Raw genomic sequence first — 17,781 nt, 5'->3', positions numbered from 1 at the left:
TCCAATTTCAAATTTGAAATCAAGAATGCAGTTGATAACAATAATTGATTTGATTGTTCTCAACTGCATTAGGATTTAAGAACAATAAATTTATTTAACAAAACGAAGTTAGTTGTCTCCAAAGATATCTCTTGTATATACCTTATTCTCAACATCCTTCAAAATTTCTTCAAAACGATTGGTAACTATTACATCAGACAAATCTTTAAATTCATCAAAATCTTTTATTACTCTTGAATGATAAAATTCAGCTGCATCTAAAGTTGGTTCATAGACAACAACTTCTATACCTTTTGCTTTAATACGTTTCATAATTCCCTGGATGGAAGAGTATCTGAAATTATCTGAGTTTGCCTTCATAGTCAGACGGTAGATACCAACCACTTTAGGTTTTTTTGCAATAATTTGATCAGCAATAAAATCCTTTCGGGTAGTATTCGCTTCTACAATAGCACCAATAATATTACTAGGGACATCTTCATAATTTGCTCTTAACTGCTTTGTATCCTTCGGTAAGCAATATCCACCATAACCAAAAGAAGGATTATTATAATGTGAGCCTATACGTGGATCTAATCCTACACCTTCAATTATTTGTCTACTATCTAAACCACGTGACTCTGCATAAGTGTCCAACTCATTGAAATACGCTACTCTTAGGGCAAGATACGTATTTGAAAAAAGTTTTATTGCCTCTGCTTCAGTAGAATGAGTGAGTAAAACCGGCACTTCTTCTTTAATACAGCTATCTTTGAACATAGCAGCAATTTCTTTTCCCCGATCAGAAACCTCACCTACAACAATTCTGGAAGGATACAAATTGTCATATAAAGCTTTGCCTTCTCTCAAAAATTCAGGAGAAAAGATAATATTCTCAGTATTAAATCTTGCCTTTACATCTAACGTATATCCAACTGGTACAGTCGATTTAATTATGAAGGTTGCATCTGGGCGTATCGCCAATGCTTTTTCTATAACATCTTCAACTGTAGATGTATTAAAATAGTTCTTCACTTCATCATAATCAGTTGGTGTAGCAATAATTAAATAATCTGCATATTTTACAGCATATTCAAAATCGTTCGTGAACTCAATATTCAAGTCATCACGTTTCAAAAATTCGTGTATTTCTTTGTCTTCTAAAGGTGATTTCCTTTGACTTAAAAGATTAACTTTTTCATTTACAATATCATACGCTTTAACATGTTCAGTTTGAGATAATAATAACGCGTTTGCTAGCCCGACATAGCCTAATCCAAAAACAGAAATGTTCATTTTTTATTCCACCAATACAAATTTTTTTATAATACATCTCTAATTACTTACTAGATTGCACCATCATTCTTAATGCTTCTTGCCATGTTGGGATTTCAAATCCCAACTCTTTTGCTTTTGAAAGATTCATCACCGAATATTGTGGTCGCTTCGCCTTTTGTGGGAACTCGGAAGAAGGAATCGGCTTGACAACTACATCTGAATCTTTTAGTATTTCGCAGGCAAATTCATGCCATGAGCAGCTGTTATCATTCGAAAGATGATAAATTCCCGTCGGTGCTTGCTTTTCGATAACATAAAGCATAAATTCTGCTAATGTTCGTGTCCAAGTTGGGCGCCCATATTGATCATTTACTACTGTTAAAGTCTTATGTTCCTTAGCTAATCGCTGCATGGTATAGACAAAATTGTGTCCGTACCGTCCAAAGACCCAAGAAGTACGAATAATATAGTAATCATCCAATATTTCTTGGACTGCTTGTTCCCCTAATAATTTGGTTCTTCCGTATTCATTTTGGGGATTTACTTGATCATCGACTTGGTATTCACCAACTTGCTTTTCTCCATCAAAAACATAGTCAGTACTGATATAAACAAGTTTTGCACCTATAGCTTTTGCAGCCAGGGCCACATTTCTTGTGCCAGTGACATTGATTAACTCATCTAATTCTTTGCCTTCTTCTTCTGCCTTATCAACTGCGGTATACGCAGCGCAATGAAAGATAACTGATGGGCGAATTTCTTTTACTTTCTCCATCGTGACCGTTTCATCTGTGATATCCATCTCTTTCGCATCTGTAGACACGTAGTCAATTCCTTTTTCATCAAATAGATGACGTAATTCACTGCCTAATTGGCCATTTCCTCCTGTGATTAAGTACATAAATGATCGCTTCCTTTCAAAAAAGCAGGATCTCTCCTGCTTTTGATTCCTTATTGTCCTTGTTCTGCGTAACTTTTCTCTACTTGTGCTTTTTCATCTTGCCACCAAGAAGGATTGTTTCGATACCAGTCGATCGTATCAGCTAGACCTTCTTCAAAATTAGTGAACATCGGCTGCCAACCCAATTCTTCTTTTAATTTTGAGGCATCAATGGCATACCGCAAGTCATGACCGGGGCGATCAGTCACATGATCATACGCATCTTTTGGCTCTCCCATCAATGTTAAAATCGTTTCAATGACTGATTTGTTGTCTGCTTCTCCATCAGCACCAATCAAGTAAGTCTCGCCAATTCGACCTTTTGTTAAGATTGTCCATACCGCTGAAGAATGATCATTTGTATGGATCCAATCGCGAACATTTTTTCCATCACCATATAATTTTGGTCGAATACCACTCAGAATATTCGTAATTTGGCGTGGAATAAATTTTTCAATATGTTGGTACGGACCATAATTATTGGAACAGTTAGAAAGTGTTGCCCGCAAGCCAAATGAACGAACCCAAGCTTTGACTAATAAATCAGAGCCTGCCTTTGTGGAAGAATAGGGACTAGATGGGTTATAGGGTGTTTGGTCGGTAAACTTCTCCCCTGGTCCTTCTCCATGCCCTGGAAGATCTTTTCGTAACGGCAGATCTCCGTACACTTCATCGGTTGATACGTGGTGATAACGCACATCGTATTTTCGACAAGCTTCAATCAATGTATACGTACCAATAAGATTTGTCTGAACAAAAGGAAATGGATCTTTCAATGAGTTATCATTGTGTGATTCTGCAGCATAATGAACCACCGCATCCGTTTGCTGGACCAACTGATCGACTAATGTGCTATCAGCAATATCGCCAACCACTAACTCTACGCGATCTTTTGGAAGACTCGCTAGATTTTCTTTGTTACCAGCATAAGTTAGTTTATCTAAAACAGTGACATGGATCTCTGGGTGATGATTAACGACATAATGGACGAAATTAGACCCAATGAAGCCTGCCCCTCCGGTTACAATGATTTTTTTCATGTCCACTCGCTCCTTATATCTCGCCATAAATAAACGGGTTTTGTTCTTCGAATGCTTTTAAAGTTGGGTGATGTTGGTCTTTTTCCGAAAGAATCGCTTTTTCTTTTGCAATGGGCCAATCGATTGCCAAATCAGGATCATCAAATGCAATACCTGCATCAGCCTCAGCATCATAATAATTATCACACTTGTACAAAAAGTTTACATTTGAAGTCAATGTCATGAAACCATGAGCAAATCCTTTAGGGACCAACAATTGTCGCTGATTACTTTCAGATAAAATATAGCCTTCCCATTCTCCATAGGTTGGACTTCCTTTTCTGATATCAACGATTACATCTAAAACAGCTCCCGTCACCACACGAATCAATTTGGTTTGCGCGGCAGTTCCTTTTTGGAAATGAAGTCCTCGCAAAACACCTGCTTCGACAGACAAAGAATGATTGTCCTGTACAAAGTTTTGTGTGATTCCTGCTTCTTGAAAATCGGCCTGGGAATAGCTTTCGGTGAAGAATCCGCGATGATCACCAAATACAGCGGGCTCTATAATCAAGACATCTGTCAATTTTGTTTTTGTTACAGTTAGTTTTCCCATGTTTATGCCTCACTTGCCAGGTTCAATAAATATTGACCATATTGATTTTTTTTCAAAGGTTGTGCTAATGCGATCAATTGCTCCTGATTGATATAACCCATTCGATAAGCAATTTCTTCTAAACAAGCAACTTTAAGATTTTGTCGCTTTTCAATGGTTTCAATGAACGTGGATGCTTCTAGTAAGGACTCATGTGTACCTGTATCTAACCAAGCAAATCCCCGTCCCATCAATTCTACTGAGAGTTTTCCTTTTTCAAGATACTTTTGATTGATATCGGTGATTTCCAATTCTCCTCGTTCAGAAGGGACAATTTTTTTAGCAATCTCAACAACTTGATTATCATAGAAGTATAAACCTGTCACGGCATAGCTAGACTTTGGCATAGCAGGTTTTTCTTCAATCGAAACAGCTTGCATCGACTCATCAAATTCTACCACGCCAAAACGTTCTGGATCGTTGACATGATAACCAAATACCGTGGCACCTTCTTCTTTTTGAGCAGCTTTTTGTAACATCTTAGATAAGCCACCGCCATAGTAGATATTGTCTCCTAAAATCAGGCAGACACTCTCATTTCCAATAAATTCTTCCCCAATGATGAAAGCTTGGGCAAGTCCATCTGGTGTCGGTTGAACAGCATATTCTATCTGAAGTCCTAATTCTCGTCCATCGCCAAAGAGCTCTTCGAATCGCGGGGTGTCCTGTGGTGTAGAGATGATCAAGATCTCTTTAATGCCAGCCAGCATTAGCGTAGACATAGGGTAATAGATCATTGGCTTATCATAAATTGGCATCAATTGTTTCGATGTTGCTTTTGTGAGTGGATACAAGCGTGTGCCTGATCCCCCTGCTAATATGATTCCTTTCATGAATACCTCCAAATTTTCAATTATTTTTTATTGCTTTAACTACAGTCATTAATGGATTACATTTCATCAAAATAGTCATGATCATATAAATTGTAAACCCAATTATGATTTGAACAAACGTAGTAGTAAAACTATTAAGCATAGTTTGAGTAAGAATTCTGGTTATACCAAGCATTAAAACAGATGCAAATATGCATTTTAGTATATATTTCTTTTGGAATGAAAATCTCGTTTCTTTAATAAAAGCATATACTCTCGTAACACTTACAAATAACTCAGCTAAAACAATAGCTAATATCGCTCCGTACACCCCTATTATCGGAATAAATATTAAATTTGTGATAATGCTAATTGCAGCACCGTTTAAAACCGCTATATTGTATACCTTGATTTTATTCATTGGGACCAAATATTGTCTACCGACTGCTAAACCTAATGGCATGATTATTGTAAGTGGAGATACCAATGGAATAGTTTTAATTATAAAGTCAAACTTTTCTCCGAAAAACCAGGGAACCATTTGGGGTACAATGAGAATAGTCCCAAACATCATAGGTATAGTGAAAAATAACTGTATATGTATCGATTTTGTAAGGACATTTAATAAGCTTTTTGAATCACCTTTTGCCACTAAATTACTAAACTTGGGCAGCAAGACTAAATCTATAGTTGTTACTAGTGTAACAAGTATACTGTTGAGTATTAATGTATTTGTGTAAAATCCAACATCTGTAGTAGTTGCTAACCATCCTAACAAAGTCTTGCTCATATTGGTGTACAATATTATCGCTATTTTAGGGATAAAGAATTGCATTGCTGGCCAAAAATGATAATACATGTGTTTAAGTTTAACTGTTTTAAATTCAATTTTTTTAATAATAAATAGCCACATGATTAGTTGAGTAAAAATTAGATTCATACCTTGAATAATAATGTAAGTTGTTATATCATCTGGGCCTTTTACAAAATATAAAATGGCTAAGAATGAGAACACTTGTGCACCTATACTGCTGAGACTAGACTTTTTAAAATCTTCAATCCCCATAAAAAACCAAGATATATCGAAAACAGCTGCTATTATTACAAGTGATTGCAAATAAAAATAGAGCCTATATTCAGAAAAAGAAACTATAGTAAAATATGCAAGTAAAGACAATATTGAAACAATAAAGCTCATCCAAAATATTTCCCAAAAACATTTTGACATTTTGACTCTATCATCCCTAACTCTTGCAATCTCTCTATTTCCATAGACCCCGATGCCTAAACCAGCGATTAATACAAAATACTGTGCTATTGAGTTTGTATAATTAAAAACACCTATTCCACTTGGTCCTAAAGCATTAGATACTATAGGAATTGTTATAAGCGGAAGAATTAATTTGGTAACTTGAAATATACTTTGATAAAAAAAATTAGAAAGTATTTTCCTCATGACTTCCCCTCAACTATTCTGTAATATATAAACCTTTTAATATGATATGAATAAAAGTTATTATATAAATTTATTTTTTTCTGGTAAAATTAACCATTCACCCAATGTCTTGTCCCAACATTCAGGAACAAATCCTTCTAAGCCACTTGCTGGGAAAAAAGTCAATTCGCCAAAATAAACTTTTCCATCAACTTCATATAAGTCAACTCTCACAAAAGGAATATTTTCTGATAATATTTCTGCTAAATTTATCATTTCATCAAGCTTCTCGGGTCTGCATATGTCTTTGGTGGAATTAGGGTGATGCTTACGGGACATATTTAAATGTTTCCAGTCTGTATCAAAAAAATCTTCAGTTAACCCTTCTTTTGTATACCTGTTTCTACACACTAAGACTATTTTTACTTCCCCATTAAAACAGAAAAATTTATAATCACTTAGATTATCACTAATAAACTCCTCTGCAATAATTTTAGGCACTACATTTTTATAAGGCCACTCACGACTCATATAAAAGAAATTACATCCAAAACTATCATCGATTTTTTTCTGAGCCTCATGAAAATTAAAATCCTTTTTATTTTTACAAATTATTACCCCTCCACTATCATGGGTACATTTTAAAACAAATTGGTTTGGCAAAGATCCAAAATCTATCAATTCAAAGTTACTCCAATAACCTAAAGTAGGTATAAGATATTCTTTTCCAATTTTTGCTCCAACAATTTCTTTTACTTTATATTTATCTACTAGAAAAGTATATTCTTTCCTCCTATCATAAAGCTTTAACCACTGAAGCTTTTCATTAAATGTTATTGGTTCTCTTAAATTTAGCTTTTTTCCCATGACTTTCTTATACTGAATCTTCAAAAATAAATAACTAGGTATTGATCTTTTCAATATGTTTCTAATATTCATTTATTTAATCCCCAAATTTGATTTATATGTTACTTTATTATAAAAATAATTATCAGTATATTTCGATTTATAAATTTATTTATAATATTTAATATACCAGTCTATAAATTCACTTAATCCTCTCTCTATTGAAGTGTTAGGTTTAAAATTAATATCATTTTCTAAATCATGAGTATCCGCATAAGTATCTTTTACGTCCCCAGCTTGCATCTCTTCAAAATTTATTCTTGCTTTTGTGCTTAATTTATTTTCAATAGTGTTTATAAAATCCATTAAGTTTACTGGCTCGCTATTTCCAATATTATATATCTTATACGGTGCCCAACTCTCGTTTGCAGAATATTCTTCCTTTTTTATATTGTCCCTATTTGGAATATGATTGATCAATTTAAATAAACTTTCTACGATATCATCTATATATGTGAAGTCTCTCTGCATATGACCATTATTGTATACGTTAATTGGCTTTCCTTCCAAAATGTTTTTAGTGAAAGAGAAATATGCCATGTCTGGACGCCCCCAGGGTCCGTATACAGTAAAAAACCTTAGACCTGTAGTTGGCAAATTATACAAATGACTATAAGCATGGGCCATTAATTCGTTAGATTTTTTTGTTGCAGCATATATACTAACCGGATGATCAACGTTATCTGTTGTTGATAATGGAAGTTTTGTATTACCACCATATACTGAACTCGATGAAGCATAAAGAAGATGCTTAATAGAATAGTCTTTAGACAAATTTAGAATATTTAAAAAACCTTCAATATTTGATTTTATATATGCTTCGGGATTTTCAAGAGAATATCTAACTCCAGCTTGAGCTGCAAGGTTTATTACGATATCAAATGATTCTTTTGAAAATAACTTGTTCATATTATTTTTATCGCAAATATCTAATATTTCAAATCTAAAATTATTGTAATGATTTAATAAATCAATCCTATCTTTTTTTAAATTCACATCATAATAATCATTTAGATTATCAATGGCAACAACTTCATATTCAGTACTTACTAGGATTTTTTTTGCTAAATGTGAGCCTATAAATCCTGCTCCCCCTGTTATAAGAATTTTCATAATAAATTCCTCCTCGACCTATCAGTGTGATTTTACTGAAATTTTTGCACTGCGATATAAGTTTTTTCCTAATTTCGTGACCTCTGATACAAGGATATTATTTTTCCAAAGGACATATGGCAACGAAAGCTGATCCCTAAAAGAACCAGTCTTTATGAATTCTTCCCACCATTGATTAAAGACTTTTTTCGAATTTAAATTATTTAAATCAGACACAATTACTGTCGCTTCTGGCAAACCATAATTTATTGGAAAACCTACCTTCTTATACCGCTGGATTTGTTCATCTATTGCAGTTGCGTTCCCTTTCTTATACAGCTTTAAAACTTCGGCTTCTTGATATAAACAGTCTCTTTGAAAATGCCTATGAAATGCCAATCCAGTCTTATCAGTTACATACTGAGACCAAGGTTTAATATCAGAAGTTATATCTACGTTTCCATCAATATAGATAGCAATATCATATTTGTCTTCAAATAATTCAAAAGGATGCATTTTTAAATATCTGTTAATAAGAACATTGTCTTGTAAATACGTAATATAATCGGGGATTCTTTTAGTTTTCCATGTTACTGTTTCCGGCTCTTGATCAGTAAACAAATAATAATCAATATCTTCGTCCAAAAAAGTTAGTTCTGGAATATTATCATAATTACCAGTTATACAAGTATATACAACAATTTTCTTGTCATCGACATATTGTCTATCGGCAATCATCTCAACATTATTTCTATTTTCTTCATCTCTAAATACTACAAAATTTCTATTAATGGTCTTACTAATTTTTTTCTTTATGAACACATTCATTATATAGTTGAATGATTTAGTATCAAAGGAGAGTTTTGAAAAAAAATCAGATATCCGGGTTTCTCTTTTTAATCTAATAATCTCAAGGTTTTGCTTTTCTAAAACCTCTATAGTTTTCTTATAATCCAATTAGTTTCCTCCAAAAAATATATTATATCTAAAAACATTTAATACTATATGTTCAAACTCAAATAAGTATAGAAAATAATAACCAGTTAATATAAAAAGAAGGAATGTAATTATATCAACAAGAAAAGAATATCCTCTTTTTATATATACTTTAATAGAAAAGTAGTTTGTTAAATTGAACAAAAATAAGGGAATCATATTTCTATATAACCTAAAAAAATCGGAACTAAAGCTCAAAAATGGTATTGCCAACAACAAGATTATAGAGATTTTCAATGTGAGTAATGCAATTTTTATTGTTTTTCTCTCAATTTTGGTTTTATTTTTCAAAATAAGCATTCTTTTGTAAATAAAAAAGTTAACTATAATATTAGCAATTATAAGGACGATATAAAGCAGCAAGCTAAATAATGAAATACCATCTAAATATACTAAATATTTTTGTCCGAATGGTAATAAGCCCAATAAATATTTTATAAAAAAGGTTCTAAATACTATTAAGAGTAAAGTTATGGATACAATATATCGAAATATTTTCTGTAAATCTAATTTTATTATTAAGAAGCATAAGTAAAATAAGCTTGTTATGTGAAAAAGCGAAGCTAAGATAACAAAAAAAGTAAATACTAAATATTTTTCATTTAGCAAAAAAATCAGACCACATAATACACAAGCATACGCTAAACTATTTCTTATTTGAACAATATCCAACATAAATGGGAAATATATATATAGCAATAATGAAATAAATGGATTTCTTGAAAAATAAAATGTAACCATTGTAATCACTGTTAGAAAAATAGTGGCTATAACAAATAGAAAACTTTGATATGATAAGCCAAGTGATCCTAAAAATCGCATCAAAAATGAAAAACCAGCTTCTACTCCCGAATAGCTAGTAATTCCGATTCGAGTAAAAGTATTATATATATTTGAAAAATTTTCGTAATCAGGATTATAAGTATTACCAGCAAACATTAACCACATTATAAATACAACCAATATGGTCATTATCATATTAAAAAAACCAAAGTTTCGCTTTTTATTTTCTATCATAGTTAATCTCCACACTAATTAGATTGTTCTTTTTTGAACATTATATTTCCATCTTTATATCCTTTAAAAATCGATTTTAGCTTACTTAATTTTTCGTTCTCAAAAAAAACAACTCCAATTAAATCATGTATAAATCTGTGATTCATTAGAACTATAAAACCAGGATAATCTTTTCCATAAATTTTTTTTAAGTACTGACCATTTCTAAAAATATAATATTTACGTAAAGAGTTATGATGATTTGGTTTTATGGTTAAAAAAAGAAAGTGTTTTTTTTCTCTATTCCCAATTGTATGTTCTAGCAAAGCATTGGATGTGGCTACAATATCATAGCCACATGATAAGACTCTTAATGAGTATTCAGTATCTATTTGGTCAATGAAAAAGTCATCTCTTAGTAATCCTATTTTCTTTATAAGATCCATACTCATCATGCTACCTGAAGAGATGACAAATGATACTTTTTTATATTCAGAATTATTTAATATAATATCTTCATATCCTTTTTCAGTAAGTCTAGCGTAATGAGCAAAATCTTTAATATTTTTATCTTTATAATTAGGAGCCAGTATTCCTAGTTTATAGTTATTTTCAGTTTGATATTTTTCATATGCTGCTTCCATCGACACAACAAAATTTTTAGGAATTAATGTATCCTGATCAAAAAAGAATAGATAATCGAAATCCATATTATCGGCATATAAAATGCCTTTATTTTGTGCCGCAGCTAGTCCGATATTTTTATCATTTCTAATTATTTTCAAATTATCCACATTATCTTCGAGTTCTTCAAGACTTATTACAATAGAGCTTTCTTTAGAACCATTATCTATAACAATCAAATAAATTGATTGAGCAACTAATTCTTTTATAACCTTGTAAGTATCAAAGTCTGGATTATAGGTAACCATCACGCCTACCGATCTAATATTTTGCATTTAATTCTCCTAAAAACTTATCATAAAATATTTCGTTCATTTTAGCAGTATAAGAAGATTCCGAAAAGTACGTTTGATACATTTGTCTTGTATTCAATCTGTAAGAATCTATCAAATTACTTCGCTTTAAGTTTATCATTCTGTTAGCAACTATTTCTTCATTCCCTCTCTCTAAGTTGAGTCCAATTTCATAGTCTTTTACGAAATTCCAAGTATCATAAGGGATATTATTAATAATTGGCAACCCGTATCTAAAGTACTCAATTGATTTCATAGTCAAACCAACTTTTGTTGAGCTTTTCATAAAGTTTAAACCAAAGTCACACTGAGATATTATATCTTTTTTCTTTAATTCATCAAAAATTATTCCATAATCGTTAAAACTAACATTCGATAAAATTAATTTCTCAACTAAATCTTTTTTCTTTTCTCCATCCCCTATAATATTAAAAGTAACTTTGATTTTATTATTTAAATTAACTAATAAATCAAACAATAAATCAATATCTAATAGATTGTTAATAGATCCAATGTAACAAAGATTAATTCGATTATAATCTTTCTCTTTGTACTCTGTTTCTATCGGAATACCACCATTAAAATAAACCGTATTAAATGGAATAGATTTGTTCGTTTTTTTTAAAAAATCAGCATACATCTCACACTCAGTTATTACAACATCAGCATTATTCAAGTGTTTATCCCTAATGTTACTCCAGAAACGAGCAATTTTTAAATTCTTAAGCTTACCTAATGGCATTGCTTCGGGCCACAAATCAATAATGTCATAAACTAGGATACTATTATAGGAACTTTTATATATTTGTGAAACAAGCGTATTTGGCGGAATTAGAACATACAACAAGTCATAGTTTTCTTTTTCTATCACTCCTCTAACTTTTTTAGCAAAAGAAAAGTGCGAATACATTCTCCTTATTGATAGATTCTTTTTGTATGCGGGGACATCAATTACTATTGTTCCTTTTTCTTTATTATCAATCTGAACTTTATCTCTATGCGAAAAATTTGAAACAATTATATCCACTTTGCATCCCATAGATTCAAAATAAACTTTTGTTTGCTGTGCTCTAATATTGTATGTTTCAAAACAGTTAACTATTCCAATTCTCATGATCTTTCCTCTTAAGTTCTTTGTCATATGTTAAACTTCCGAATGCTTTATTTACTAGTCTTCCAATTCTTCCAGGAAAGTATCCTAATAAACAAATAAACCAATTTAGTCCAGAAAAAAGATATACTTTTTTCCCTTTTGATGAAGCTATTTCTTTAACCATAAAACTAGTTCTCTGTAGTACTGGATCTTGCGGAAAAAATACACCAGAATCACAAGAGTCTATTCTAATTTTAATAAAACAACATAAACGATTAATATTTAACATTGATCTTTCATTTTTTATATTAGGAAAAACTGGGGTTAAATTTGCTATTTTCACTAGTTGTTGATAATTCCCTTTACTTCCCTCTCCATAAATCATTGGTGGGCGGATGATTGCTATTCTGAAAGTGTCACTTTTAAGAGGGGTCATTTTTTTTTCAGCTTTCCACTTACTATCACCATAAAAATTGGATGGATTAGGCTGTGTTTCAGGAGTAATAACACGTTTCTTATTTATATTCGTTTCCTCACCATAAATAATAATCGAACTCATATAAATAAATTGTCCGTTTTTTCCATTTAAATCATTTTTGTACTTTTCAGCTGTTTCAACTGCAAGATCACAATTTACTTTATAATAAAGTTGTTTCGTTTCTTCACTGACTTTTGAAACGTCTGCATGGGCAATTCCTGCGACATGAAAAACAGAATCATACTGAGAGAAATCTTTTTCTTTCCATTGGTCTCCATGCATATCAACTGTATCAATTTGATAATTATCGCCAAATTGCTGCATCCATTTCTCGAAGGATGTACCGATATAACTGTTCGCTCCTGTAATTAGGATTCGTTTCATTCGATTTCCTCCTTCTTCATCGTTCCCGTCCCGCCTTCAACGACACCGTCACTTTTGAAAACAGAAGTAATCGTACCAAAGAAGCATTTTATATCCATCCTTAAACTAATATTATCCGTATATTTGCCGTCTAACTTGGCCTTAATTGGAATTTCAAGCTCGTCTCTACCACTAATTTGAGCCAACCCAGTCAATCCTGGACGAATATCATTTGCTCCATACTTATCACGCTCTTCAATCAAATCATATTGATTCCATAGCGCTGGACGAGGCCCAATGACAGCCATATCGCCTTTGATAATATTGAATAATTGAGGCAGCTCATCCAAACTGGTTTTTCTTAAAAATTTCCCGACCTTGGTGATATAAAAATCAGGGTCTTCCAAAAGATGTGTTGGCATTTCTTTTGGTGTATCAATCTTCATTGTTCTGAATTTATAAATATTAAAATAGGTTTTATTCTTTCCAACCCGTTTTTGCTTGAAAATAATTGGTCCCTTAGAATCTAGTTTTATTGCTAAGCATAAAAGTAATAAAACTGGTGATAACACAACGATCCCCATTAACGATAAAATAAAATCAATGATTCGTTTCAATCCATCCTTATACAACAAAACCCACTCCTATTTGTTTGAAGCATTTGCAAATTTCACAATTTCATTAGCCAAAGTAGCACTTTCTTTAGGAAGTGCTTCTACAAAATAAAGTACCTTTTCCAAGGAATAACCTTTGATATTGCCAACAAAGATTTTCTCGAAGACTGCTTCATCATTCCGTTCTTTATCCAATAATAGTTCTTCGTATAATTTTTCCCCAGGTCGAATCCCAGTTTCAATAATCTCAATATCTTCTTCGCTATAACCACTTAGACGAATCATATTCTTCGCAAGATCAACGATTTTCACCGGTTCGCCCATATCTAAAATAAAGATTTCGCCACCCTTAGCAAGTGCGCCTGACTGAATAACTAAGCGGCTAGCTTCTGGGATCGTCATGAAATAGCGAGTCATGCGAAAATCAGTCACTGTAATTGGTCCGCCTTTTGCTATTTGCTCACGGAATACTGGAATCACACTGCCTCTTGAACCTAAGACATTACCAAAACGTACAGCAGAAAATTTCGTGCAACCTTTTTCATTTAAGCCAGTAACAATCATCTCGGAGATGCGCTTTGTTGCCCCCATGACGTTTGGCGGATTATTGGCCTTATCTGTAGAGACCATTACAAAGTTTTTCACCTTCGCAGCTTTAGCAGCTTCAGCAGTATTTTTAGTTCCGTAAATATTGTTTTTGACTGCCTCTCTAGGATTGTATTCCATCAACGGCACGTGTTTATGGGCTGCCGCATGATAGACGATATCCGGTTTGACTTCGTTCATGATTTCAAACATCTTTTCACGATCTTGTATATCGGCTATAACGGGAACGATTTCGGTAATATTGTCTTTAAAATTGATGTTCAACTCGCGGTCAATTAAGTAGATCGAGTTTTCTCCGTGTCCTAATAAAACTAGTTTTTTAGGATTGAATTGAATCACTTGGCGGCAGATTTCGGAACCAATCGATCCTCCTGCTCCAGTCACTAATATCGTCTTTCCGGTAATTTGATCTTTGATGGAGTCGATATCCAATTTGACTTCATCTCTGCCTAGCAAATCAACGACATCGATTTTCTTCAAACGTGAAGTGCTGATTTTCCCAGAGGCGATTTCTTCCATTGAGGGCATCGTATTGACTTTGACATGCAAAGGTTCAATTAAGCTAAAAATACTTCGCAATTTTTTCCGTGACAAAGAAGGAATGGCGATCGTGACCATATTGATCTCATACTTTTGAATCAAATCAGGTAAATCAGTGATACAACCCAAGACTTTTTTCCCAGAAAGATACGTGTTTCGTTTATTCGGATCATCATCGACAAATCCGATAATATTAATGTCACTTGCCGTTTTCGAACCTACAAAGCTATTGTAAAGAATACGGCCGCCTTCTCCTGCGCCGACGATCAGGGTATTCTTGACAACCTCATTGGACGTCCCCCTCATGTTTTTTCTTTCAATATAGATCCGCCAAATCAATCGACTAGCAATGATCAAAAAGAGCGAAAGAAAGTACGTAAAGATCACTAAACGCACGCTATAGGTTTCATCACCGAAAAATAAGATCACATTGCAAGTAAAAGCGCTGCATGATACAGCCAAGAAGATAGCAATCATTTCTTTCAGATTCGTATAGCGATTGATTCGAGAAAAAACACGGAACACAGAACCATAAAAAAGGTAGAAGCCGACAGACAGACTCACAGAGATCAATGTAAATTCCCTTGGAATCGCCACAAAGGGTCTCATAAAATAAACTGCTGCTATATTTGCTGCTATAATCAATAAACTATCTACAAGTATTAGAGTTACAATTTTTCTTCTTCTCGTTAATTCAAACAACCCAGTTGCCCCCTAAAATAACCCGAATTTCTTTTTTTTCACTTCTATATAACTTGGAAAACTGATTTGATCCCCGTTTATCAAATCTTTTGCCACTTGTTTCATCAATGTTACTTTCTGCAAACCAAAATCTTTTTCAATTTGATCGTAGGCTTCTTTTAAATTAAAGGTGCGTTTTGTAACGCCATGGGCATCCGAAGCGACCATCTGAACAAGATTATGTTCAACCATTGTTTTTGCGGTTTTTTGAATCTCTTTTCCAAATACGCCGACATAACTTGGCGCAGTTAACTGAGCTAAACAGCCCATATCTAAAAATGGGATTAGATTGTTAGGGTCTTTCCTAAATTGAGCATTCCGCTCGGGATGGACAATGACTGGAATTTTTCCCAGCTGTAGTAAATCGAAGAAAATTTGTTCTGTATACGTAGGTACTTCAATCGTAGGAAATTCTATCAAGATATACGTATCATCAAGATCTGTAAAAAGGATGTTATTTTTCTGTATATCCTCAATTAAATCTCCTGTTATTCTCACCTCTTGTCCCTCAAGTACTGTCAAGGACAAGCTCCGTGCGTCCAATTCTTCTTGTAAAGAAGTAACGAGAGAAATGACCTCTGACTTCGGATTGCGGTATTTTCCATTGTTATGATGTGGGGTACAAAGGATATGCGTAATTCCTTGGCTAATCGCTTTTTCAGCCATAGCGATGCTCGCATTGATGTCTTCTGCTCCATCATCAATTCCTGGTAAAATGTGGCAATGTAAATCAATCATTTCTCTCGTCTCCTTCAAACTAATTAATTTCCATAATAATAGTAGTATCCTGAATCTTTCGAGTGTTCGGCACCGTTATAAACGACACCAACAATTCTTGCTTGAACCATATTTAAAAGATCTCTCGCTTTTGTTAAGGATTCTTTCCGAGCAACATTCTCTCGAACCACTAAAATCGTTCCGTCTGCTTTAGATGCCATGATTTGCGCATCAGTTACTGCTACAACTGGTGGCATATCAAAAATAACCACATCATAAAGATTTTTCGCTTCTTCCATCACTTGATTCATTCGTGCTGACCCAAGTAGCTCAGATGGATTTGGTGGTTTTGGTCCACTTGTTAAAACAGATAAATTATCGATCACCGTTTTTTGGGCTGCTTCAAGGACGCTCGTTGAGGTGCTTAACACGGTACTCAATCCACTCGCATTATTTAAGCTGAATGTCTTGTATACTGTAGGCTTCCGCATATCGGCATCGACTAACAAGACCCGTTGTCCTGATTTAGCAAAAACAACCGCTAAATTAGCTGAGGTTGTCGATTTTCCTTCGCCAGGCCCAGAGGATGTAATGACAATGGTCTTGATTTGTTTATCTGCTGAAGACGCAAATTGAATATTTGTACGGATCGTACGATATTGCTCTGAGATTGGTGAAGAAGGATCAATTAGCGTGATCAAACTTACTGCATGTGTCTGCGTCCCAGTACGTTCTTGTTTTTTTGCCATCATTGTTCCCTCCTAGACTCGACTACGACTGCGGCGTGATTCTGCCGCTTTGTCGCCTTGCGGTTTCTTAATAAATGGTGCACTTGGTTTTTTCTGAATGGTCGCAGCCAATTCTTTTGGTGACATTTGCGGTACAGTACCTAATACGGTAAAGCCTAATGTTTCAGTTACAAATTTATCATCTTTGACAGTTCGATCTAGCAACTCCAATAAGAAGGCTAAGCCAACACCGACCATGATGCCTAGTACTAGACCAATGGCTAAGTTTAGTTTGTTGTTAGGTGAAACTGGAGTGGTACTAGCTACCGCACTTGAAATGATTGAGATTTTATCAACATTCATAACATCTTGGGCATTTTCTTGAAAGACTAATGCAGTCGTGTTAGCAATATTTTGCGCTGACACTGCATTGGTACTAGTTGCCTGAATGGAAAACATTTGTGAGTTTTGCGATTGATTGATTGAAATGGATTCTTTCAATTGTCCGACAGTCAAGTCAAGGTTGTTTTCGGACTCCAGTCGATCCTTTACTTGTGTCATAACTAAATCACTGACGATCATATCCTTATACGTATTGATCATTTGCAGGTTTGTATTTACATCGTTTGCATTGGTAGTTTCTGATTGAGGCAATGTCACAATCAACTGGGCTTGTGAACTGTATTTAGGTGTAATGACAAAGAAGGTGAATATCCCTGCTAAAGCTAAACCAGCAAACATTGAAATAAAAATAGCAGCTAAGTGTTTCCGTAGAATTGCGAATATTTCTTTTAAGCTAATTGTTTCTTCCATCTT

The 17,781-nt window shown here is 33.6% G+C and carries 18 protein-coding genes; all 18 read right to left on the bottom strand.

Annotated features, from left to right (window positions below; translation table 11 throughout):
* Positions 1-108: 108 nt before the first annotated feature.
* Positions 109-1,275, bottom strand: a complete 1,167-nt coding sequence (locus IGI82_RS06365) for a nucleotide sugar dehydrogenase (RefSeq protein WP_438841908.1) — start codon at positions 1,273-1,275, stop codon at positions 109-111.
* Positions 1,276-1,318: 43 nt separating this feature from the next.
* Positions 1,319-2,158, bottom strand: coding sequence for a dTDP-4-dehydrorhamnose reductase (gene rfbD, locus IGI82_RS06360; RefSeq protein ID WP_438841907.1), 840 nt, complete (start codon positions 2,156-2,158; stop codon positions 1,319-1,321).
* A gap of 50 nt (positions 2,159-2,208) precedes the next feature.
* Positions 2,209-3,237: a dTDP-glucose 4,6-dehydratase gene (rfbB, locus tag IGI82_RS06355; protein WP_438841906.1), complete on the bottom strand. Its 1,029-nt coding sequence runs from the start codon at positions 3,235-3,237 to the stop codon at positions 2,209-2,211.
* Positions 3,238-3,250: 13 nt separating this feature from the next.
* The gene (gene rfbC / locus IGI82_RS06350; protein WP_016608107.1) at positions 3,251-3,832 is read right to left on the bottom strand and encodes a dTDP-4-dehydrorhamnose 3,5-epimerase; all 582 of its coding nucleotides are present in this window, start codon (positions 3,830-3,832) and stop codon (positions 3,251-3,253) included.
* A 2-nt stretch (positions 3,833-3,834) separates the two neighbouring features.
* Entirely contained in the window at positions 3,835-4,704 is an 870-nt protein-coding gene (gene rfbA / locus IGI82_RS06345; protein ID WP_128432394.1) for a glucose-1-phosphate thymidylyltransferase RfbA, read from the bottom strand.
* Positions 4,705-4,720: 16 nt separating this feature from the next.
* Positions 4,721-6,139 carry an oligosaccharide flippase family protein gene (locus tag IGI82_RS06340; RefSeq protein ID WP_438841905.1) on the bottom strand — a complete coding sequence of 473 codons (1,419 nt, stop codon included), beginning with the start codon at positions 6,137-6,139 and terminating at the stop codon, positions 4,721-4,723.
* 60 nt (positions 6,140-6,199) lie between these two features.
* Positions 6,200-7,057: an ATP-grasp fold amidoligase family protein gene (locus IGI82_RS06335; RefSeq protein WP_220426790.1), complete on the bottom strand. Its 858-nt coding sequence runs from the start codon at positions 7,055-7,057 to the stop codon at positions 6,200-6,202.
* Between the two features lie 75 nt (positions 7,058-7,132).
* Complete coding sequence (locus tag IGI82_RS06330; RefSeq protein ID WP_220426791.1) at positions 7,133-8,137, bottom strand: NAD-dependent epimerase/dehydratase family protein; 1,005 nt, start codon at positions 8,135-8,137, stop codon at positions 7,133-7,135.
* Between the two features lie 21 nt (positions 8,138-8,158).
* On the bottom strand, positions 8,159-9,073 hold the full coding sequence (locus tag IGI82_RS06325) for a glycosyltransferase domain-containing protein (protein ID WP_438841904.1): 915 nt from the start codon (positions 9,071-9,073) through the stop codon (positions 8,159-8,161).
* Positions 9,074-10,129, bottom strand: coding sequence for an EpsG family protein (locus tag IGI82_RS06320; RefSeq protein WP_438841903.1), 1,056 nt, complete (start codon positions 10,127-10,129; stop codon positions 9,074-9,076).
* Between the two features lie 14 nt (positions 10,130-10,143).
* Positions 10,144-11,067, bottom strand: coding sequence for a glycosyltransferase family 2 protein (locus tag IGI82_RS06315; RefSeq protein WP_438841902.1), 924 nt, complete (start codon positions 11,065-11,067; stop codon positions 10,144-10,146).
* The gene (locus IGI82_RS06310; protein WP_016608116.1) at positions 11,054-12,199 is read right to left on the bottom strand and encodes a hypothetical protein; all 1,146 of its coding nucleotides are present in this window, start codon (positions 12,197-12,199) and stop codon (positions 11,054-11,056) included. The genes IGI82_RS06315 and IGI82_RS06310 overlap by 14 nt, the downstream gene beginning before the upstream one ends.
* Positions 12,180-13,040, bottom strand: coding sequence for a sugar nucleotide-binding protein (locus IGI82_RS06305; protein ID WP_438841901.1), 861 nt, complete (start codon positions 13,038-13,040; stop codon positions 12,180-12,182). The genes IGI82_RS06310 and IGI82_RS06305 overlap by 20 nt, the downstream gene beginning before the upstream one ends.
* A complete protein-coding gene (locus IGI82_RS06300) occupies positions 13,037-13,651 on the bottom strand; it encodes a sugar transferase (RefSeq protein ID WP_196228627.1) in 615 nt (204 codons plus the stop codon). The genes IGI82_RS06305 and IGI82_RS06300 overlap by 4 nt, the downstream gene beginning before the upstream one ends.
* A 12-nt stretch (positions 13,652-13,663) precedes the next feature.
* The gene (locus IGI82_RS06295) at positions 13,664-15,481 is read right to left on the bottom strand and encodes a polysaccharide biosynthesis protein (protein WP_438841900.1); all 1,818 of its coding nucleotides are present in this window, start codon (positions 15,479-15,481) and stop codon (positions 13,664-13,666) included.
* Positions 15,482-15,493: 12 nt separating this feature from the next.
* Entirely contained in the window at positions 15,494-16,258 is a 765-nt protein-coding gene (locus IGI82_RS06290; RefSeq protein ID WP_438841899.1) for a tyrosine-protein phosphatase, read from the bottom strand.
* A gap of 23 nt (positions 16,259-16,281) precedes the next feature.
* Positions 16,282-16,989 (bottom strand): CpsD/CapB family tyrosine-protein kinase, encoded by a 708-nt coding sequence (locus IGI82_RS06285; protein WP_016608122.1) that lies wholly within the window; start codon positions 16,987-16,989, stop codon positions 16,282-16,284.
* Between the two features lie 9 nt (positions 16,990-16,998).
* On the bottom strand, positions 16,999-17,778 hold the full coding sequence (locus IGI82_RS06280; RefSeq protein ID WP_074931986.1) for a YveK family protein: 780 nt from the start codon (positions 17,776-17,778) through the stop codon (positions 16,999-17,001).
* Positions 17,779-17,781 lie beyond the last annotated feature (3 nt).

This window comes from Enterococcus sp. AZ067, from assembly GCF_051715005.1.
In the GTDB taxonomy this organism is placed as follows: Bacteria; Bacillota; Bacilli; order Lactobacillales; family Enterococcaceae; genus Enterococcus_D; species Enterococcus_D casseliflavus.
This window is presented reverse-complemented; position numbering and strand designations above follow the sequence as displayed.